This window comes from Rhodococcus sp. B50, from assembly GCF_013602415.1.
Taxonomy (GTDB): Bacteria; Actinomycetota; Actinomycetes; order Mycobacteriales; family Mycobacteriaceae; genus Rhodococcus.
Window position 1 is genome coordinate 1,961,238 of record NZ_WPAG02000002.1, and the last position, 19,427, is coordinate 1,980,664.

Below are 19,427 nucleotides of genomic sequence, written 5' to 3' on the forward strand. Positions count from 1 at the left end.
GAGTCAGCTTTGCTCTTTCCCGACGAGATCCGTTCGTCGGGTGTGCACGCCGACCCGACCGAGATTGCAGGACTGCGGGTCGTCACGAGGCGGTGGCTGGCAAAGCTCCCCCTCGACGAGGACCAACGCCAGGACATACTGCTCGCGAGCTACGAAGCGCTTGCGAATGCCGTCGAGCACGCCTATGCGCCGGACGATGCGCACGGGACCCTCGATTACGAGGCGACCTTCCTGCCACACGAGGGTGAGGTGGTCGTGCGTGTCAGCGACCACGGCTCGTGGCACGATGCCGTCGACAGCGACGCCCGGCGTTCACGCGGTCACGGGCTGTCGCTGATCCGCAATCTGGCCAGCGACGTCCACGTCTCGGCCGGCCCCGAGGGCACGGTCATCGAGATGCGATGGGCACTCCACGACTCGGAGAAGGCGGAGGGCGGCGAACTCTCATCACACGACGCGGGTTGATCTGCGCGGTAGACGCGCGTCGTGAGTTCCCGTAAGCACACGGCCGTGGGAGGAACCCGAGGTTCCTCCCACGGCCGTTTTCGTCACAGCTGCAGGGTGCCGACCTCGGGTCTCGCGGTGCCGAACTTCAGTGCCAGTTCGCGGCGTGCCGCACGGTCGCCGAGATACTCGAGCAGTCGACATCCGGCAGCCGATCTCTTCAGGACCTGCGACTTGACTATGTTCGTCGCGATCACCGGAACCACCGCCCAGGGTGGGGTGACGGGCAGCCCCAGATCGTGGAGCCCCTGCTCACCGAGGAAGAAGCGCAGCATGCTGAGCAGCCGCCGGCGCTCGTAGGCACCCCGGAACCGTGAGAAACGCCCGTAGTCGAGAGTGCGTTGTCCGTCGACGAGAGCACGGGACAGATCGGCGCCTGCGGGCGTGACGTCGTCCTGTACGAGCACGACGTGATAGTTGAACCGGTGCTGCTCGCGTTCGGAGTCGAACAACCACTCCTCGTCGACGCCCATGAGCCAGCCGACGTACTTCCACAGGTGCATGACGGCGCGAGACTCGTCGCGGCTCACGACGTAGCCGAGTGCGCGGGCACCGAGAAGCAGAGTGCCGTTGAACAGGCCGAGAGTCGCGGCCTGATCGGTCTGGTTGATCGGCAGCCCCCAGCGCGCGATGTCCCACCGGCCGTTGTTCTCGAACCGCTCGTTGACGAGCGCGTGCATGGCGCGCACGTGCACCGTGAGTTTGAATCCGTCGCCGGTCCGGCGCATGCCGCCCGGTTCACCGACGGCGGTGCCCCATTTCTGGGTCTCGCCGAGGCGGCGCATGGCGGTGGAGCCGGTGAGGCCACCGGTTTCGACGAGGAGATCCGGCGGCCCGCCGAAGCGATAGCCACCGATGAGCGACAGTTGGAGCAGCACGTCGTTGCGAGTACGGCCCATGCGACGGAACGCACGCGCACCCTGCTCGAGCAGGTTCCAGTCCACCCAGTCGGGAACGGTGTCGACGACGGAGAAGAACTCGCGCAGCGCGGTGGGCGCGGCGGGCACCGAGTCGATGCCGTGCTCGAGCGCCCGGTGGAACTGCTTCATGGTGACGCGTTCCGGATCGTCACGGTCGCGGCGCATGCCGCGGACGAGCGCGGCCCCAACCTCGTCGCGGGCGAACATCCTGCGTCCGATGCGATCGAGCAGCTGCTGATCCACCCCGTGGACCCGGGCGAACGTCTTCAAGGGTTTCCCGATGCGCTCGTTGCGGGGCCGATTGCCCTCGTACCGCAGGGGGTACGGACGCGTGCTCTCGTCCCGCCGCAACTCGTGTGTCACCATGAGGCGATGTTCACACGAGCTGTTATTCGCGTTCAATTCGTATTTCTGGTGCGACGATGAGCCCGAGCGACCGGCGTCGACGGCGCGCGCCGCAACAGGAACGCTCCCGCGCGATGGTCGAGCGGATCATCGCTGCCGGGCGCACGGTTCTGCTGGAAAACGGGTACGAAGGGGCCTCGACGAACCGGATCGCACGAGTCGCGGGAATCAGCCCGGGCTCGCTGTACCAGTATTTCCCCGACAAGGACGCCATCGTCGCGGAGGTCGTCGATCGCTGGACGGATGCGATGCACACTCGCATTTCGCGCGTATTCGCGGATGCACTGGAAGGCCCACCCACGCCCGTATCGGTGCGCGACACCATGGGTGAGTTGCTCGATGCACTCGGCGAGAATCCGCGCCTGCTACGGGTGCTCATCGAGGAACTACCGCGATCCCCCGACAGCCGGCTCGCCACTTTCGAACGCCGGATCGACGACCTGCTCACCATGTGGCTCCGATTCCACCTCCGCGGACGCGGTACCCGCCCCGTGGAAGCGATCGCATGGATCCTCCGGCGCACGGTCGAGAACGTCGCCGTCTCCTACGTGCTCGACCGGCCCCCGGTGGATCGGGACACGGTGGCCGACGAACTCACCACCATGGTCACGGCGTATCTGCGGGACATGGCACTGCCCTGAAAGGGAGACATGTCACTGCCCTGACGGGGCGAATCAGGTGTTCCTCGCTATCGTGGCGGGAACCCAGTGACTTCGACAGGGGGTCCCGCCGGGTACTTCGGACTCGAAACGGCCGATGCGGGGCGGTGAGTGAGGAGGCGACGATGGCACGGTGGAACCCAGGGGTGGTACTGGACTGGCTGCGGGCGGGATATCCCGAAGGAATCCCGGCCAAGGATCATTTTGCGTTGCTGGCCGTACTCAAACGGCGACTCACCGACGAGGAACTCCTCGAGGCGATCGAGACGGCAGCGGCGACCGCGTCCGAGCACCCGGACCGGCAGGTCGATCACGACACCCTGCGGAAGATCGTGGCAGGAGTGATCCACGAGGGACCGGACCCGCAGGACGTCGAGCGGGTCCGCGAACAGCTGGTCGCTGCGGGCTGGCCCGTCGTGGGTGGTGAGCTCTCCCGCGGAGACGAGTCGGGTGAACCCGCAGAGCCGGACAGGCAGGTCACACCCGACCCGACCGCCCGCGAGGAGCGGGGAACGCAGGCCGGCGCGCGTTAACCCGCCGCGGCGAGCGCAGCGAGGGCGGGCACGAGCTGGGCGAGTGCCCGACCTCGATGCGACTGTGCGTCCTTCTCTTCCGCGGACAGTTCGGCGGCCGTGCGTTCCTCACCTTCCGGACGGAAGACCGGGTCGTATCCGAAACCGTTCTCGCCGCGCGGTTCGCGCACGATGCTGCCGCGCCATTCACCGCGCACGACGGCCGTGACGAATCCGTCGTCCGACGGCACGACGAGCGCGCAGGCCGACACGAAGGCGGCACCGCGCCGCTCGTCGGGCACATCCTGCAGCTGTCCGAGCAGCAGGGCGGTGTTGGCCTCGTCGTCTCCGTGACGTCCGCTCCAACGCGCGGACAGTACTCCGGGCATGCCGCGCAGGGCGTCGACTTCGAGACCGGAGTCGTCGGCCACACAGGCCATGCCCGTGGCCGCGGCGCCGTCGCGCGCCTTGGCCCCGGCGTTCGCCTCGAAGGTCTCCCCCGTCTCGGGGGCCTCCGGGTAGGGCGGGACGGTGTCGAGGCCTACGAGTTCGATGCCCTCGATCCCTGCGCGGTCGAGCACGCGCTGCAGTTCGCGCAGCTTCTTCGCATTGCGACTTGCGACCAGCACCCGCACGTCAGACTCCGAACTTCTTCTTGACGGTCTCGGACTCGAGTGGCTCGGGAAGGGCACCCGGGTACGGTTCGGCGAGCACCTCGCGCTGGATCCGGCACAGTTCCTCGATCCCGGCGAGCGACGAATCGAGCATCGCGTCGAGCGTGGAGCGTGGGAAGGTCGCACCTTCGCCCGTGCCCTGGACCTCGACGAGGGTGCCCGTCTCGGTGGCGACGACGTTCATGTCGACCTCGGCGCGCACGTCCTCCTCGTAGGGCAGATCGAGACGGACACGTCCGTCGACCACGCCGACGCTGACGGCGGCGATCTGGCACGAGATGGGCTGCGGGTCGGCGAGGCGGCCCGCGGCACGCAGGTAGGCGACCGCATCGACCAAGGCGACGTAGGCACCGGTGATTGCCGCGGTGCGAGTGCCTCCGTCGGCCTGCAACACGTCGCAGTCGATCGCGATGGTGTTCTCGCCGAGCGCGGCAAGATCGATGCACGCGCGCAGCGACCGGCCGACCAGGCGACTGATTTCCTGGGTGCGGCCGCCGAGCTTGCCCTTGACCGACTCACGTCCACTGCGGGTGTGGGTGGCGGCGGGGAGCATCGCGTATTCGGCGGTCAACCAACCGAGCCCGGATCCCCTACGCCACCGAGGGACGCCTTCCTCGACGCTGGCGGTGCACATCACGCGGGTCTGTCCGAATTCGACGAGCACCGAGCCCGCCGGATGGTTGGTGAATCCGCGGGTGATGCGAATGGTCCGGAGTTCGTCGTCCGCTCTGCCGTCTTCTCGTGTCGTCACTCGTCCGAGCCTAGGCGATCCCGGACCGGGCCTTTCAGATGCGGTACACGTCTCCGGCGGTGACAGCATGGACCGGCCCGGAGTATTCGGCCTTGGCTTCGGCGATGACATCCTCGCGGGAGGTCCACGGCGGGATGTGGGTGAGAAGGAGTTCGCCGACACCGGCGAGGGCCGCGACGCGACCGGCTTCGGTTCCGGACAGGTGTACGCCTTCGGGGCGCTCCCCCGGCGCGTGGGTCCACGATGCCTCGGCGAGCAGCACGTCGGCTCCGCGGGCGAGTTCGACCACCTCGTCGCACATTCCGGTGTCGCCGGTGTAGACGAGGGTGCGGCCGGAGTCGCTGGTGATGCGGAAACCGTATGCCTCCGGCGGGTGATGGACACGGCCTGGGCAGATGGTCAGGCTCCCGAACCGGATCTTCTCACCGTCGCCGAGCATCCGGACGTCCAGGGTGTCGCTGACGTCGTCGACCGCGCCGGGGATCTCTGCGGACGCCACACCGATGCGGTGGGCGGTGCCGGCGGGACCGTAGGTGAGGACCCGGCCCTGCGGCGGGGACGGCGAGTAGCGGCGCCACACGAGCAGACCGGGTAGGTCGAGGCAGTGGTCGGCGTGCAGATGCGACAGCAGGATCGACACTTCACCGGGGTCGGCGTGGCGTTGGAGCGCTCCGAGGACGCCGGGACCGAAGTCGATGACCAGGGGCGGGGTGTCCGGTGCCGTCAGCAGGTAGCCGGAGGCTGCGGAGTCCGGCCCGGCCACACTGCCCGAGCACCCCAGAACGGTCATGCGCATATACGCCATGCTGCCATGCCGAAGGTCCCTCGATGAAGCCAACGCACGTATTGCGGCGCAGACTCACAGTGGCCGTGAAGGTGTGACGCGCAGATCGTTCGGCCACGTCGCGTGACCGATCGGTGGAGGTCAGTGCGGGAGGGTCGAGGTCGTGGTGCGGCGCGCACGACGTGCGTCGGCGGACAACGCCCATGCCGCGAGGACGCCCCCGACCGCGCCGAAGAAGTGCCCTTCCCAGGAGATCCACGGTTCGCTCGGCAGCACCCCCCACAGCATGCCACCGTAGAGGAACAGCACCACCACACCGAGCAGGATCTGCCCCCCTCTGCGCGTGAACATGCCGCGCACGATCAGGTAGGTGAGCCAGCCGAAGATCAGGCTCGACGCACCGATGTGGGTCTCGCCCGTGCCTGCGATCAGCCACGTCCCCAGCCCGGCGACGACCCAGATGATCGCGGTCGCGGCCAGACCGCGGCCGATACCGGAGAGCAGCACCAGGAACCCGAGGACGAGGGCGGGCACGGTGTTGGCGGTCAGATGTGCCCAGTCGGCGTGCAGGATCGGGGCGAACAACACACCCCACAGCCCGTCGGCGGTGCGGGGCTCGACACCGGCGGCGTCGAGGTCGGCCGGGAGCACCGCGTCGGCGGCTTCGACGCCGTAGAGCATCGCGACGAATCCCCCGATCCACAGGCCGGCACGTTGCCAGATCGGCCGGATGCGGGTGTCGGCGCCGGTACCGCTGGGAATGGTCATGGAACCATTCTGCCGTCACATATCGGTCAGCGGCCCAAGACCGACGGCAGCACGTCGCGATAGGCAGGGATGTCGGCGACGGAGGTCGCGGAGAGGATCGCGTCGACGATCGCGCGTTCGACCACCACGGCCGCGGCCTCGCAGACCGCGGCAAGGATCGGCAGTTCGGCGGCGAAGGCCGGGATCGACGGCGCGTTGCGCAGTGCGCCGGACACGTCGGCGGTGCCGGTCGACAGGGCGAAGATCGTGTCGCCGTCCAGCGGGGAATGGGCGGGACGTATCGCGCGTCCGAGCCCGTCGTGTCCGGTGACCGCGACCCGGCGGCACGCCGCCTTCGACAGCGGCGCGTCGGTGGCGACCACACCGATCGTGGTGTTGAGAACGGTGCCCTTGTCGTCGAGCGCCCGGGCCGCGGCCAGATCCGAGGACGAGGGCGACGACAGTCCCAGCTCCTCGGCCCGGACGGCGTCGACACCCCACGGCAGGCCGGTGACACTGTCGAACACCGAACCGACAGGATTGGCGACCATCAGCGCCGCCACGGTGACACCCGCCGCAGGGCCGTCCGTGATACGCACGCTCGCCGATCCGAGTCCGCCTTTGAGCGCCCCGGCGCGGGCACCGGTTCCGGCGCCGACGCTCCCCCGGGCGAAGTGCGTGGAGCTGGCGGTGGCCGCGGCGATGCAGCCGGAATCGGCGATCGGGCGCACGGACCACTGTCCTACCGGCAGGTCGAAGATCACGGCGCCGGGGACGATGGGGACGACCGCTCCGGGCGCGCCCATCGGGATCCCCTTGCCGTTCTTCTCGAGATAGCGCATCACGCCGTCGGCGGCGGCCAGCCCGTACGCGCTGCCTCCGGTGAGGAGGACCGCGTCGACCCGTTGCACCGAGTGGCTCGGATCGAGCAGGTCGGTCTCCCGCGTGCCCGGTCCCCCGCCGCGCACGTCCACCGACGCGACGGCCGACGGGTCGGCGAGTACGACGGTGCATCCGGTGGCGGCGCCCGTGCCGGGGATCTCTGGTGTGCCGACGGTGACCTCGGCGTCGAGGCGTTGCCAGTGACCGACGCTGAGCCCCGCGACGTCGAGCAGGGAGTCGGTCGGTCCCGGCACGATCACGGCTGCAGTGCCTGGACGAGGGAGTCCTGCATCCACGTGAGCCAGTGGTAGACGTCGAGATGCGGGGCGCGCGGATCGTCGTCGTCGAGGACGTCGGGGGTGTCGGCGTCGATGCCGAGGGTGGTGCCGAGTGCGAGCCGCACGTCGTTGAGTCCGTACAGCCACGCTTCGGCCTGTTCGGGGTTGAGCACCACCTTGCCGCCGCCTTCGGGCACGGTGCGGAGGATGACCGCGCCGGCCGCGAGCTTGGCGTCGATGATGCTCGGCTCGTGCAGGCTCCGCATCGCACCGTTGAGGTCGGCAGCGTCGTCGCCCACGTTGGCGGTGGAGTCGGGATCCGGACGGTGGAAGTCGGGCAGGAGGCGGCGCAGCGCGGGGATCTCGGGTGGGACGGCGTTGCCGGTGCGCAGACCGGTCAGGGCAGCGAGGTCGTCCTGCGGGGCCTGCCCGGCGCGTTCCTCGAGCATGCCCAGCACGGAGGACACGAGCGAGCGCAGCACCGACGCTTCGTGGGCGTCCATCTCCGACCGGAGTTTGGGGCCGCTGAGCGAGTTCTTCCTGGTCCACTGCCGCACGTCGGTCGGGCCCTCCTGTGGGGATCATTCGTCGCGTTGCATCGTCGCCCACAGTCCGGCGGCGTGCAGACGCTGCACGTCGTGTTCCATCTTGTCACGCGAACCACTGGACACGACGGCCTTGCCCTCGTTGTGGACCTTGAGCATGAGCTCGGTGGCCTTGGCCTTGCTGTACCCGAACAGTTTCTGGAATATGAACGTCACGTAGTGCATGAGGTTGACGGGGTCGTCCCAGACCACGGTCACCCATGGTTTGTCGACCGCTTCGACTTCCTCGACGATTTCGGCTTCGGCCGGGACGGCCTGTCCTGCCATCAACTGGACGTGGAGCGGAGTGGTCGTGCTACACGGCGCCATGTTCCCAGGGTACGACTTCGGAGCAGCGCGAAAAACCCGCCTCGGTACCCGTGGCTCTACAGTGATCGAGTGCCCGAAGCCATTCTCCGTGCCGGTCGCTCCGGCACCGCACTGTTCACCGACAAGTACGAGTTGACGATGCTCGAGGCGGCCCTCGCGGACGGTTCGGGCGACCGCCCGTGCGTCTTCGAGGTCTTCGCCCGGCGCCTCCCCGCAGGTCGGCGGTACGGCATCGTGGCAGGTACCGCACGGCTGGTCGAGGCACTCGAATCGTTCCGGTTCGACGAGGCCGAACTCGGACTCGCGGCCGGATTTCTGGCGCCGAGCACCGTCGAGTGGCTGCGCGATTTCCGGTTCTCCGGCGACATCGACGGTTACCGCGAGGGTGATTTCTACTTCCCGGGTTCGCCGATCCTGTCGGTGAGCGGCACCTTCGCGGAGTGCGTGCTGCTCGAGACGCTGACCCTGTCGATCTTCAACCACGACAGTGCGATCGCTTCGGCGGCGGCGCGCATGGTGAGTGTCGCCGACGGCCGCACCCTCATCGAGATGGGTTCGCGACGCACCCACGAGGAAGCGGCGGTCGCCGCGGCGCGCGCGGCCTATCTCGCCGGTTTCGACTCGACGTCCAATCTGCAGGCCGCGCAACGGTACGGCATCCCGGCCGCAGGCACCGCCGCGCACGCATTCACCCTGCTGCACACCACGACGGAGGGCCGCGACGAGGCGTCCGCCTTCCGCAGCCAGGTCGAGAGCCTCGGTGTGGGCACGACCCTGCTGGTGGACACCTACGACATCACGGAGGGCGTGAACACCGCGATCGCGGTGGCCGGCCCCGACCTCGGCGGGGTGCGCATCGATTCGGGCGATCTCGGTGTGCTTGCGCGCCAGGTGCGCGAGCAGCTCGACGGACTCGGCGCGACCGGCACGAAGATCGTGATGTCCGGGGATCTCGACGAGTTCGGCATCGCGGGTCTGCGCGCCGAGCCGGTCGACGCGTACGGGGTGGGCACGTCGGTGGTCACCGGCTCGGGGGCCCCGACCGCCGGGATGGTCTTCAAGCTCGTGGAGGTCGACGGCATCCCGGTCGAGAAGCGCAGTGCGGCGAAGGAATCCCGTGGGGGCGCGAAGAAGGCCGTCCGGTATGCGCGGGGAACGGGCACGCTCGTCGAGGAGGTCGTGTACCCCGCCCGGGCCGAGCAGGTCCCGCCCGGTGGGGGTTCGCAGGTCCACTCGCTGATGATCCCGTTGATTCGCGGCGGCGAGCCGGTCGACGATCTGCCTACGCTGGAGGAGAGCCGGGAGTTCCTCCGCCAGGGCATGGTGAGTCTGCCCTGGGAGGGCCTGACGCTCTCGGCAGGGGATCCCGCGATCCCCACCCGTTTCGTCCGTGAGAGGTGAGTGCCGTGCGCGCACTACTGGTCGTCGACGTCCAGAACGACTTCTGCGAGGGCGGTTCGCTCGCCGTGGTGGGCGGATCGAAAGTGGCGTCCGACATCACTCGTCTGCTGCAGGTGCGCGGTGACGACTACGCGCACGTTGTCGCGACCCGCGACCACCACGTCGATCCGGGAGATCATTTCTCGCCGGAGCCCGATTTCGTGGACTCGTGGCCGCCGCACTGCCGGGCCGGCACGCCGGGCGCGGACTTCCATCCGGAGCTGACCACGGACCGGTTCGAGGCGGTCTTCTCGAAGGGCGCTTCCGACGCGGCCTATTCGGGATTCGAGGGAGTCGACGAGGATGGCACGGCGCTGGTGGCGTGGTTGCGCGACCGTGACGTGACCGATGTCGATATCGTCGGCATCGCCACCGACCACTGCGTGCGGGCCACCGCGCTCGACGCGATCGCGGAGAGTTTCGGGGTCCGGGTACTGCTGCCCTACACGGCGGGGGTGTCGGACACGACGATCCGCGACGCGCTCGAGCGGATGCGGCAGGCCGGTGTCGAGCTGCTCACCGAGGTCCCGGATATCACCGAAGTCACAGGTGGCGGGGTCGCGGCCCGGAGGTGACGGTGGGGACCGATAACCTGTGCCGGTGCCGGATCTCCCCGAAGTCCCAGAACTGCTGCGAACCGCTGTGCACGCGCTGGGTGGTAGGGAGCGGCGCAATCAGCTGACGATGGCCTCGGCCGTCGCGCACAGCATCGACACCGGCGAACACCTCGCCGTACAGGCCGGCACGGGTACCGGCAAGTCGCTGGCCTATCTCGTGCCGAGCATCCGGTACGCGGTGAAGACGGGCCGCACAGTGGTGGTCTCCACCGCGACCATCGCTTTGCAGCGGCAGCTCGTCGAGCGCGACCTGCCACGGCTCGCCGATGCCCTCGCCGGCTCCCTCGGCCGGCGCCCGCGTTTCGCGATTCTCAAAGGTCGCGGAAACTACCTGTGCCTGAACAAGATCCACACCGGGCTCGCCGAGGAGACGCCCGACGCCGAACTGTTCGACGCGTTCGCTCTCTCCCGGATCGGCCGCGAGGTGCGCCGGGTGACCGAGTGGTCGTCCACCACCGAGACCGGGGACCGCGACGATCTCTCCCCCGGCGTCTCCGATCAGGCCTGGCGTCAGCTCAGCGTCACCGCGCGCGAGTGCCTCGGCAAGTCGCGGTGCCCGGTGGGAGAAGACTGCTTCGCCGAGATCGCACGCGCCGAGGCCGCACAGGTCGACGTGGTCGTCACCAACCACGCGCTCCTCGCGATCGACGCGATCACCGGCATCTCGATCCTGCCCGAGCACGATGTCGTGGTCGTCGACGAGGCCCACGAACTCGTCGACCGGGTCACGAACGTCGCCACGGCCGAACTGTCGTCGGGCACGGTGTCGGCGGCCGCTCGGCGCTGCGTCAAGCTCGTCGAGGACGAGGAGATCGACCGGCTCGAGGGCGCCGCCGAGAACTGGGAGTCGTTCCTCGAAGAGCTGCCTGCGGGGCGCTGGGACGAACTACCAGAGGGCGCCGCGGCCGCGCTGGCATCGATCCGCGACGCGGCTTGGGCCGTGCACACGGCGATCGGACCGGCCAAACCCGGCACCGATCCCGAGGTCGCCGCCGCGCGCAGCCAGGCGCTGGCGGACATCGACGAGGTGCACGACTGCGCGGTTCGTGTGCTCACGACCTTCGAGCAGCGCGATCCTTCGCAACGACCCGACGTGGTGTGGCTGGCCGCCGACGAGTTCCGCGGCAACGCCCGCCGGACCGTGCGGGTCGCGCCGTTGTCGGTCGGCGGGCTCCTGCGCAGCCGATTGTTCGGCGAGTCCACCGTCGTCCTCACGTCCGCGACCCTCACGGTCGGCGGATCGTTCGACGGTCTGGCGGTCAACTGGGGTCTACCGTCGCAGTCGTCCGCGCGCAGCGACACCACCTCGGCATCGGGCGCCGAACCACCGTCCGACAAGGGCGATCTCGCGTGGAACGGCATCGACGTCGGCTCGCCCTTCGACCATGCGAAGGCCGGGATCCTCTACATCGCCAAGCATCTGACACCACCCGGCCGCGACGGTCTGCCGCCTTCGCATCTGGACGAGATCGCCGAACTCGTCACCGCAGCCGAGGGCCGGACACTCGGATTGTTCTCCTCGATGCGCGCCGCGAAGGCCGCCACGGAGGCGCTACGCGAGCGCCTCGACACGCCGATCCTGTGCCAGGGCGACGACGCCACCGGCGCGCTGGTCGAGAAGTTCGCGGCCGACGAGGCGACGAGCCTGTTCGGCACCCTGTCGCTGTGGCAGGGCGTCGACGTGCCGGGCCCGTCGCTGTCGCTGGTGATCATCGACCGGATCCCGTTCCCCCGCCCCGACGATCCGCTGCTGGTCGCCCGGCAGCGCGCCGTCGAGGCTCGGGGTGGCAACGGGTTCATGGCGGTCGCCGCAAATCATGCCGCGCTCTTGCTCGCGCAGGGAGTCGGGCGATTGCTGCGCAGCACCGACGACCGGGGTGTGGTGGCGGTACTCGACTCCCGTCTGGCGACCGCGCGGTACGGCGGCTATCTGCGCGCGTCGCTACCGCCGTTCTGGGAGACCGCCGATCCGGCGGTGGTCCGCCGGGCACTCACGCGTCTGCACAGCTGAGCACCCGGCGGGTCCCGACGTCTACGGGAGCGCGACCATGCCGAGTTCGGCGGGTGAGGCGAGCAGATCGTGCCTGGGCAGCACCCGCACCGTGTACCCGACGGCGCCGGCGAGCGGCAGCGGCACCGTCGCGGTGAACTCCTCCCCCAGCGGATCGGTGCCGATGTGCTCCATCGGCACGGTGACAGGGTCGCTGAGCGTGTCGTCGGAGCCCACACGCCCGACCACGGCCTGCACCTCCACGTCCTCCGGGGTCAGGTCACCGAGCTGCACGTGCGCGGTCAGTCCCAGCGGCAGACCGATCTGCGGCACGTCCGGAATCGGGGTCGAATCCACCTGCGCGACACGCACTCCCGGCCAGGCGGCATCGATGCGGTGCCGGTACTCGGCTACCGCCCGCGCGCCCGCGTAGTCGTCGACGGTCACCTCCGCGGCCGCGGCCGCGGCCGGAATGTAGTAGTCGACGGCGTAGTCGCGCACCATCCGCGAGGCGAGCACCTTCGGACCGAGATTCTCGAGTGTGTGGCGCACCATCTCGATCCAGCGGGCCGGCACGCCGTCGGGGTCGCGGTCGTAGAAACGCGGCAGCACGGAGCGTTCGAGCAGTTCGTACAGCGCGGCAGCCTCGAGGTCGTCGCGGCGGGTGTCGTCGACTCCGTCGGCTGTGGGGATGGCCCAGCCGTTCTCGCCGTCGAACATCTCGTCCCACCATCCGTCGCGGATGGACAGGTTGAGGCCGCCGTTGAGGGCCGATTTCATGCCCGACGTGCCACACGCCTCGAGCGGACGCAGCGGGTTGTTCAGCCACACGTCGCAGCCCCAGTACAGGTAGCGGGCCATCGACATGTCGTAGTTGGGGAGGAAGACGATGCGGTGCCGCACGTCGTACTCGTCGGCGAACCGCACGACCTGCTGGATGAGCGCCTTGCCACCGTCGTCGGCGGGGTGGCTCTTGCCGGCGACGACGAGCTGCACGGGACGTTCGTCGTCGAGCAGCAGGGCGCGCAACCGTTCGGGATCGCGCAGCATCAGCGTGAGGCGCTTGTAGGTCGGCACGCGCCGCGCGAACCCGACGGTGAGGACGTTCGGATCGAAGACCGACTCGATCCAGCCCAGTTCGGCCTCGGTGGCGCCGCGTTCGATCCACGACTCGCGCAACCGGCGACGCACCTCGGCGACGAGCTGGGCGCGCAGCGCGTTCCGGGTGGACCACAGTTCCTTGCGGTCGATGGTCTGGAGCAGTTCCCAGCCGCGGGCCTCCTCGACGCGGTCGGGTCCGGCGAGGCGGTTGGCGAGCGCGATCCATTCGCGCGCAGCCCAGGTGGGGGCGTGCACGCCGTTGGTGACCGAGCCGATCGGCACTTCGGCGGCGTCGAATCCGGGCCACAGTCCTTCGAACATGCCGCGACTGACTTCGCCGTGCAGTTTCGACACACCGTTGCAACGTTGACCGAGGCGCAGACCGAGATGGGCCATGTTGAACACGTTCGGGTTGCTCTCGCGCCCGAGGGCGAGGATGCGATCGACGGTGAGGCCGGGCAGCAGCGCCGATTCGTTCTCGCCGTTGGTGCCCGAGAAGTAGTGCCGCACCAGATCGATCGGGAAGCGGTCGATGCCCGCGGGCACGGGGGTGTGCGTCGTGAAGACGGTGCCGGCCCGCACTGCGGCGAGCGCCTCGTCGAAGTCGAGTCCGGAACCGGTGACGAGTTCGCGGATGCGTTCGGCGCCGAGGAAGCCCGCGTGCCCTTCGTTCATGTGGAAGACGTCGGGGTCGGGCAGGCCGTGGATGCGGGTGTAGGCACGCACCGCGCGAACACCGCCGACGCCGGCGAGGATCTCCTGCTTGATCCGGTGGTCCTGGTCGCCGCCGTAGAGACGGTCGGTGACCCCGCACAGCTCCTCGTCGTTGGAAGGGATGTCGGAGTCGAGCAGCAGCAGCGGCACGCGCCCCACCTGGGCGATCCAGATCCGCGCGTCGAGTGTGCGGCCACCGGGTACGGCGACCTGCACGAGCGCGGCGGTGCCGTCGGCTTCGGTGAGCAGGCGCAGCGGCAGGCCCTGCGGGTCGTAGGAGGGATAGTGCTCCATCTGCCAACCGTCGGCGCTGAGCGACTGCCGGAAGTAGCCGGAACGGTAGAGCAGGCCGACGCCGATGAGCGGCAAGCCGAGATCGGAGGCGGCCTTGAGGTGGTCGCCGGCGAGGATGCCCAGGCCGCCGGAGTAGTTCGGCAGCACCTCGGTGACACCGAACTCCATCGAGAAGTAGGCGATGCCGGCGGGCAATGTCGTCCCGCGTTCCTGCTGCTCCTGGAACCAACGAGGGCGCGCGAGGTAGTGCTCGAGGTCGGCCGCGGCGGCGTCGAGACGGGCGAGGAAGTCGCCGTCCTCGGCGAGCGCGTCGAGCCGGGCGGGCGGCACCTCGCCGAGCAACCGGACGGGGTCGTTGCTGCACCGGCGCCACAGATCCGGGTCGACCGATTCGAACAGGTCCTGGGTCTGCGGGTGCCACGACCATCTCAGGTTGGCGGTCAGGGCTCCCAGGGCAGCCAGCCGCTCGGGAAGATGGGCTCGTACGGTGAACCGGCGCAGTGCTTTCACGGGGTGCACACTACCGACCGGGGACGCTTCGCGACGGCCGGGCGGCGGATCTCACGTGCCGGTATCCGCGCCGGTCGCGCACAGGATCCCCCGCACACGGAAAGGCCCCGCGGCGTGCACACCGCGAGGCCTTCACTCCGGTGGCCGACCCCCCGTCGGCCGGTGGACTCAGAGTCCGCCGAGGAGCAGGTGCAGCAAGTCTCCGACGACCCCGATCAGACCGGCAACCAGACCCATGTGTTCTTCCCTTCGTCGTGCCTCGATGAGGCTGTTGTCGTCTTGCAGAACAAACAGTAGGGAGCGGGGTGTTGCCTCCCGGTCAATTGAAGTGAACGCTGAGTTACAGATATTTTCGGTGGTGCACAGGGGATCCTTCGCGGGTCCCGCCGCATGCACAGCCGTGCGACGCGACCTCCATTACGGTGGTGCGAGACATGGTCGTTGCCCCCATCGGCCCTGCTCGTCCACCCGGACCCGCACGGAACGGAGCTAGCGTGACAGGTCGGCTCGCCATCGACGACGTACAACCCTCCATCGACGGAGGGCGCTATCCGACGAAGGCCGTCGTCGGGGAGGTGGTGCCGGTCTCCGCTGTCGTGTGGCGCGAGGGCCACGACGCGATCGCCGCGACACTCGCCGTCCGAGGACCGGCCGACGACCCCGAATCCGCCGGCAAACTGGTGCGGATCCCGATGGTGCCGGGCACCGAACCCGACACCTTCCACGCCACCTTCTCCCCCACGAGCGTCGGCGCGTGGACCTACCGGGTCGAGGCGTGGAGCGACCCGGTGGCGACCTGGCGCCACGCGGTCACCGCGAAGACCGACGCCGGGCAGGATGCCACCGAACTCGCCAACGATCTCGAGGTCGGCGCCCGGATCTTCGAGAAGGCCGCGAAGGGCGCTCCCCGTGGCAGCCGTCCCGCCCTGCTCGCGGTCGCCCTGTCGCTGCGGTCCGACCGTCCGCTGCCCGAGCGCGTGGCCCCCGCCTTCTCCCCCGACGTCACCGAGATCCTCCGAGCTCATCCGCTCCGCGAACTCGTCACGCGCGGAAAGGCGTTCACGGCGTTCGCCGATCGTCGCCGCGCACTGTTCGGTTCGTGGTACGAGTTCTTCCCGCGGTCCACCGGAGGGTGGCACGAGGACGGAACCCCGCGGCACGGCAACTTCTCCACCGCCGCCGCCGATCTGCCGCGCATCGCGGCGATGGGTTTCGACGTCGTCTATCTGCCCCCGATCCATCCGATCGGCAAGGTCAACCGCAAGGGACCGAACAACACGCTCGTCGCCGGCCCGAACGACGTCGGGTCGCCGTGGGCGATCGGCTCCGACGAGGGCGGCCACGACGCGATCCACCCCGAACTCGGCACCGAACAGGACTTCCGCGATTTCGTCACCCGCGCGAAGGAACTCGATCTCGAGGTCGCCCTCGATCTCGCCCTGCAGTGCGCTCCCGACCACCCGTGGGCGCGGGATCATCCGGAGTGGTTCACCGTGCTGCCCGACGGCACGATCGCGTACGCGGAGAACCCACCGAAGAAGTACCAGGACATCTACCCCATCAACTTCGACGACGATCCCGAGGGCATCTACGCCGAGGTCCTGCGCGTGGTCCGGCACTGGATCCGGCTGGGCGTGGACATCTTCCGCGTCGACAACCCGCACACCAAGCCCCCGAGCTTCTGGGAGCAGCTCATCGCCGAGGTCAAGCGCACCGATCCGGACGTGCTGTTCCTGTCGGAGGCGTTCACCCGCCCGGCCCGTATGTACGGGCTCGCGCGGCGCGGATTCACTCAGTCCTACACGTATTTCACGTGGCGGGTCGCGAAGTGGGAGCTGACGGAGTTCGGTGTCGAGATCGCCGCGAAGGCCGACGAGGCGAGGCCCAATCTGTTCGTCAACACCCCCGACATCCTGCACGAGACGCTGCAACACGGCGGGCCGGGCATGTTCGCGTTGCGGGCCGCGCTCGCCGCCACCATGGCGCCGTCCTGGGGCGTCTACTCGGGTTACGAATTGTTCGAGCACCTCGCGGTGCGGCCGGGCAGCGAGGAGTATCTCGACTCGGAGAAGTACCAGTTGCGGCCGCGACGGTTCGACGAGGCGCGCCGGCGCGGCGAGTCGCTCGAACCGTGGCTGACCACCCTCAACCGCATCCGGCGGGCCCATCCGGCCCTGCAGCAACTGCGTAACATCGCCTTCCATCACGTCGACAACGACGCCCTGATCGCCTACTCGAAGTTCGATCCGTCCACCGGCGACTGCGTGCTCACAGTCATCAATCTCAACCCGTACGGAGCCGAGCAGGGCACAGTGTGGCTCGACATGCCGGCGATCGGACACGACTGGCACGACCACTTCCCCGTTTACGACGAGGTGAGTGGGGAACAGTACTCGTGGGGCCAGGCCAACTATGTGCGCCTCGAGCCGTGGCGGGCGGTGGCGCACATCCTGGCACTGCCCCCGATCGGCATCCCCACCCGCACAACGCTCGCCTACAGGAGGCAGTCGTGACCGTGCCGCCCCAGACGCCGGGCGCCGATGTGCCGCGCCGGCGCCACAGCCCGCGACCGGAGGACCTCGCGTTGCTCGCCGCCGGTGAGCACCATGATCCGCACGCGGTGCTCGGGGCCCACCCGCACCCGGAGGGGACGGTCATCCGGACGCTGCGGCCCGGGGCCGAGAAGGTCGCTGCCCGCATCAGCGGCCGCGACCATCCGCTCGAACCCGTGGGCGAGGACGTCTTCAGCGCCCTGATCCCGGTCTTCGATCTCGCCGACTACCGACTGGTGGTGACCTACCCGTTCGATCACGTCGAGGTCGTCGCGGACGGCTACCGCTTCATGCCGACGTTGGGCGAACTCGACCGGCACCTGCTGAGCGAGGGCCGGCACGAACGTCTGTGGGAGGTGCTCGGAGCACATCCGCAGACCTACGAGACCCCGGACGGCCCGGTGACGGGCACGTCGTTCGCGGTCTGGGCTCCGGGGGCACGCGGGGTCACCGTCGTCGGCGACTTCGACGGCTGGGGTGGGCGCACCGCCCCCATGCGGGTGCTCGGCTCGAGCGGTGTCTGGGAGGTCTTCCTGCCCGGCATCGAACCGGGTGCGCTCTACAAGTACCGGGTGCACGGCCGCGACGGGTCGGTCCGCGACAAGGCCGACCCGATGGCGTTCTCCGCGGAGGTACCACCGGCGACCGCGTCGAAGGTCACCGAGAGTCGCTACACCTGGAACGACGACGAGTGGATCGCGACCCGCGAGAAGTCACAGCCCTGGCAGGAACCGATGGCGGTGTACGAGGTGCACCTCGGTTCGTGGCGTCCCGGCCTGAACTACGCCGAACTCGCCGACCAGCTGGCCGAGTACATTCTCGAAACCGGTTTCACGCACGTCGAGTTGCTGCCGGTCGCCGAGCATCCCTTCGGCGGGTCGTGGGGTTACCAGGTCACCTCCTACTACGCCCCCACCTCCCGGTTCGGCAGCCCCGACGAGTTCCGCGCATTCGTCGATCGTCTCCACGCCGCCGGGATCGGCGTGATCATGGACTGGGTGCCCGCCCACTTCCCCAAGGACGAGTGGGCCCTCGCGCGGTTCGACGGCAGCCCCCAATACGAACATCCCGATCCGCGCCGCGGTGAGCAGCTGGACTGGGGTACCTACGTCTTCGACTACGGCCGGCCGGAGGTTCGCAACTTCCTCGTCGCCAACGCCCTGTACTGGATCGAAGAGTTCCACATCGACGGTCTGCGTGTCGATGCCGTCGCTTCGATGTTGTACCTCGACTACTCGCGTCCCGAGGGCGGATGGACACCGAACATCTACGGCGGACGCGAGAACCTCGAGGCCGTGGCCTTCCTGCAGGAACTCAACGCCACCGTCCACAAGCACTACCCGGGGATCGTCACCGTCGCGGAGGAATCGACGTCCTGGCCGGGCGTGACCCGCCCGACGAACGTGGGCGGCCTCGGCTTCAGCATGAAGTGGAACATGGGCTGGATGCACGACACCCTCGGGTATCTCGGCCGCGACCCGGTACACCGTACCTATCACCACCACGAGATCACGTTCTCGCTCGTGTACGCGTGGAGTGAGAACTTCGTGCTGCCCATCAGCCACGACGAGGTCGTCCACGGCAAGGGCACGCTGTGGACGCGCCTGCCGGGCGACGACGCGACGCGCGCCGCCGGCCTGCGGTCGATGCTCGCCTACATGTGGGCACATCCCGGCAAGCAGTTGCTGTTCATGGGCCAGGAGTTCGGACAGGTCGCCGAGTGGTCGGAGGAACGCGGGCTCGACTGGTGGCAGCTCGACGAGCCGCTCCACGCCGGCATCCACCGTCTGGTGTGCGACCTCAACGGTATCTACCGCTCGCATCCGGCGCTCTACACGCTCGACACCACACCCGGCGGGTATTCGTGGATCGACGCGAACGACGCGCACAACAACGTCCTGTCGTTCCTGCGCTACGGCAGCGACGGCTCGGTGATCGCGTGCCTGCACAACTTCTCGGGCACGACCTACGCCGACTATCGTGTCGGATTGCCCGAACCGGGCACGTGGGAGGAAGTCCTCAACACGGACGCCACCGACTATCAGGGCAACGGAGCGGGTAACTTCGGTGCCGTGGAAGCGGGCGAGCACTCGTGGCACGGACGCCCCGCATCGGCTCGGGTGACCTTGCCTGCGCACGGCGCGATCTGGTTGTCGCTGCGGAGGTGACGCTGCCCGAC

General features: G+C 68.9%; 17 protein-coding genes. 8 read left to right on the forward strand and 9 right to left on the reverse strand.

What is annotated here, in order from left to right:
* Positions 1 to 9 precede the first annotated feature (9 nt).
* Entirely contained in the window at positions 10 to 465 is a 456-nt protein-coding gene (locus GON09_RS09380) for an ATP-binding protein (RefSeq protein ID WP_213931559.1), read from the forward strand.
* Between the two features lie 83 nt (positions 466 to 548).
* Here GON09_RS09380 and GON09_RS09385 read toward each other — a convergent pair whose 3' ends face one another.
* Complete coding sequence (locus GON09_RS09385) at positions 549 to 1,790, reverse strand: oxygenase MpaB family protein (protein WP_213931560.1); 1,242 nt, start codon at positions 1,788 to 1,790, stop codon at positions 549 to 551.
* Between the two features lie 56 nt (positions 1,791 to 1,846).
* Between GON09_RS09385 and GON09_RS09390 the strand changes: the two genes are divergently transcribed.
* Together GON09_RS09390 and GON09_RS09395 are read left to right on the forward strand one after the other, a co-directional pair.
* On the forward strand, positions 1,847 to 2,470 hold the full coding sequence (locus GON09_RS09390; RefSeq protein ID WP_244865460.1) for a TetR/AcrR family transcriptional regulator: 624 nt from the start codon (positions 1,847 to 1,849) through the stop codon (positions 2,468 to 2,470).
* 143 nt (positions 2,471 to 2,613) lie between these two features.
* On the forward strand, positions 2,614 to 3,021 hold the full coding sequence (locus GON09_RS09395) for a DUF3349 domain-containing protein (protein ID WP_213931561.1): 408 nt from the start codon (positions 2,614 to 2,616) through the stop codon (positions 3,019 to 3,021).
* Here the strand turns inward: GON09_RS09395 and rdgB are convergent.
* From rdgB to clpS, 7 genes are all read right to left on the reverse strand, one after another.
* Positions 3,018 to 3,629, reverse strand: a complete 612-nt coding sequence (rdgB, locus tag GON09_RS09400; protein ID WP_213934376.1) for an RdgB/HAM1 family non-canonical purine NTP pyrophosphatase — start codon at positions 3,627 to 3,629, stop codon at positions 3,018 to 3,020. The genes GON09_RS09395 and rdgB overlap by 4 nt on opposite strands.
* Before the next feature lie 7 nt (positions 3,630 to 3,636).
* Positions 3,637 to 4,425: a ribonuclease PH gene (gene rph / locus GON09_RS09405; RefSeq protein ID WP_213931562.1), complete on the reverse strand. Its 789-nt coding sequence runs from the start codon at positions 4,423 to 4,425 to the stop codon at positions 3,637 to 3,639.
* 34 nt (positions 4,426 to 4,459) lie between these two features.
* On the reverse strand, positions 4,460 to 5,221 hold the full coding sequence (locus GON09_RS09410) for a cyclic nucleotide-degrading phosphodiesterase (protein WP_213931563.1): 762 nt from the start codon (positions 5,219 to 5,221) through the stop codon (positions 4,460 to 4,462).
* Positions 5,222 to 5,350: 129 nt separating this feature from the next.
* Complete coding sequence (locus GON09_RS09415; protein ID WP_213931564.1) at positions 5,351 to 5,977, reverse strand: rhomboid family intramembrane serine protease; 627 nt, start codon at positions 5,975 to 5,977, stop codon at positions 5,351 to 5,353.
* A 26-nt stretch (positions 5,978 to 6,003) separates the two neighbouring features.
* Complete coding sequence (locus tag GON09_RS09420) at positions 6,004 to 7,098, reverse strand: P1 family peptidase (RefSeq protein ID WP_213931565.1); 1,095 nt, start codon at positions 7,096 to 7,098, stop codon at positions 6,004 to 6,006.
* Positions 7,095 to 7,673 carry an oxidative stress transcriptional regulator AosR gene (aosR, locus tag GON09_RS09425; protein ID WP_213931566.1) on the reverse strand — a complete coding sequence of 193 codons (579 nt, stop codon included), beginning with the start codon at positions 7,671 to 7,673 and terminating at the stop codon, positions 7,095 to 7,097. The genes GON09_RS09420 and aosR overlap by 4 nt, the downstream gene beginning before the upstream one ends.
* Before the next feature lie 24 nt (positions 7,674 to 7,697).
* Positions 7,698 to 8,030, reverse strand: a complete 333-nt coding sequence (gene clpS, locus GON09_RS09430) for an ATP-dependent Clp protease adapter ClpS (protein ID WP_213931567.1) — start codon at positions 8,028 to 8,030, stop codon at positions 7,698 to 7,700.
* 69 nt (positions 8,031 to 8,099) lie between these two features.
* Here clpS and GON09_RS09435 point away from each other — a divergent pair, with 69 nt between their 5' ends.
* The 3 genes from GON09_RS09435 to GON09_RS09445 are packed head-to-tail and all read left to right on the forward strand — an operon-like array spanning position 8,100 to position 12,098.
* Positions 8,100 to 9,431, forward strand: coding sequence for a nicotinate phosphoribosyltransferase (locus GON09_RS09435; RefSeq protein WP_213931568.1), 1,332 nt, complete (start codon positions 8,100 to 8,102; stop codon positions 9,429 to 9,431).
* Between the two features lie 5 nt (positions 9,432 to 9,436).
* The gene (locus tag GON09_RS09440) at positions 9,437 to 10,045 is read left to right on the forward strand and encodes an isochorismatase family protein (protein WP_213931569.1); all 609 of its coding nucleotides are present in this window, start codon (positions 9,437 to 9,439) and stop codon (positions 10,043 to 10,045) included.
* 25 nt (positions 10,046 to 10,070) lie between these two features.
* The gene (locus GON09_RS09445; protein WP_213931570.1) at positions 10,071 to 12,098 is read left to right on the forward strand and encodes an ATP-dependent DNA helicase; all 2,028 of its coding nucleotides are present in this window, start codon (positions 10,071 to 10,073) and stop codon (positions 12,096 to 12,098) included.
* Positions 12,099 to 12,119: 21 nt separating this feature from the next.
* Here GON09_RS09445 and glgP read toward each other — a convergent pair whose 3' ends face one another.
* Entirely contained in the window at positions 12,120 to 14,696 is a 2,577-nt protein-coding gene (gene glgP / locus GON09_RS09450; RefSeq protein WP_213931571.1) for an alpha-glucan family phosphorylase, read from the reverse strand.
* 494 nt (positions 14,697 to 15,190) lie between these two features.
* On the opposite strand from glgP, the gene GON09_RS09455 reads away from it, so the two are divergent.
* Positions 15,191 to 17,209: an alpha-1,4-glucan--maltose-1-phosphate maltosyltransferase gene (locus GON09_RS09455; RefSeq protein WP_213931572.1), complete on the forward strand. Its 2,019-nt coding sequence runs from the start codon at positions 15,191 to 15,193 to the stop codon at positions 17,207 to 17,209.
* Entirely contained in the window at positions 17,206 to 19,416 is a 2,211-nt protein-coding gene (glgB, locus tag GON09_RS09460) for a 1,4-alpha-glucan branching protein GlgB (protein WP_374195299.1), read from the forward strand. Before GON09_RS09455 ends, glgB begins: the two co-directional genes overlap by 4 nt.
* The last annotated feature ends 11 nt before the right edge of the window (positions 19,417 to 19,427 follow it).

Excerpts from the sequence above, each read along its gene's own strand:
- GON09_RS09385 (WP_213931560.1), bottom strand. The coding sequence starts at position 1,790 with ATGGTGACACACGAGTTGCGGCGGGACGAGAGCACGCGTCCGTACCCC.
- GON09_RS09390 (WP_244865460.1), top strand. The coding sequence starts at position 1,847 with ATGAGCCCGAGCGACCGGCGTCGACGGCGCGCGCCGCAACAGGAACGC.
- GON09_RS09395 (WP_213931561.1), top strand. The coding sequence starts at position 2,614 with ATGGCACGGTGGAACCCAGGGGTGGTACTGGACTGGCTGCGGGCGGGA.
- GON09_RS09410 (WP_213931563.1), bottom strand. The coding sequence starts at position 5,221 with ATGCGCATGACCGTTCTGGGGTGCTCGGGCAGTGTGGCCGGGCCGGAC.
- GON09_RS09415 (WP_213931564.1), bottom strand. The coding sequence starts at position 5,977 with ATGACCATTCCCAGCGGTACCGGCGCCGACACCCGCATCCGGCCGATC.
- clpS (WP_213931567.1), bottom strand. The coding sequence starts at position 8,030 with ATGGCGCCGTGTAGCACGACCACTCCGCTCCACGTCCAGTTGATGGCA.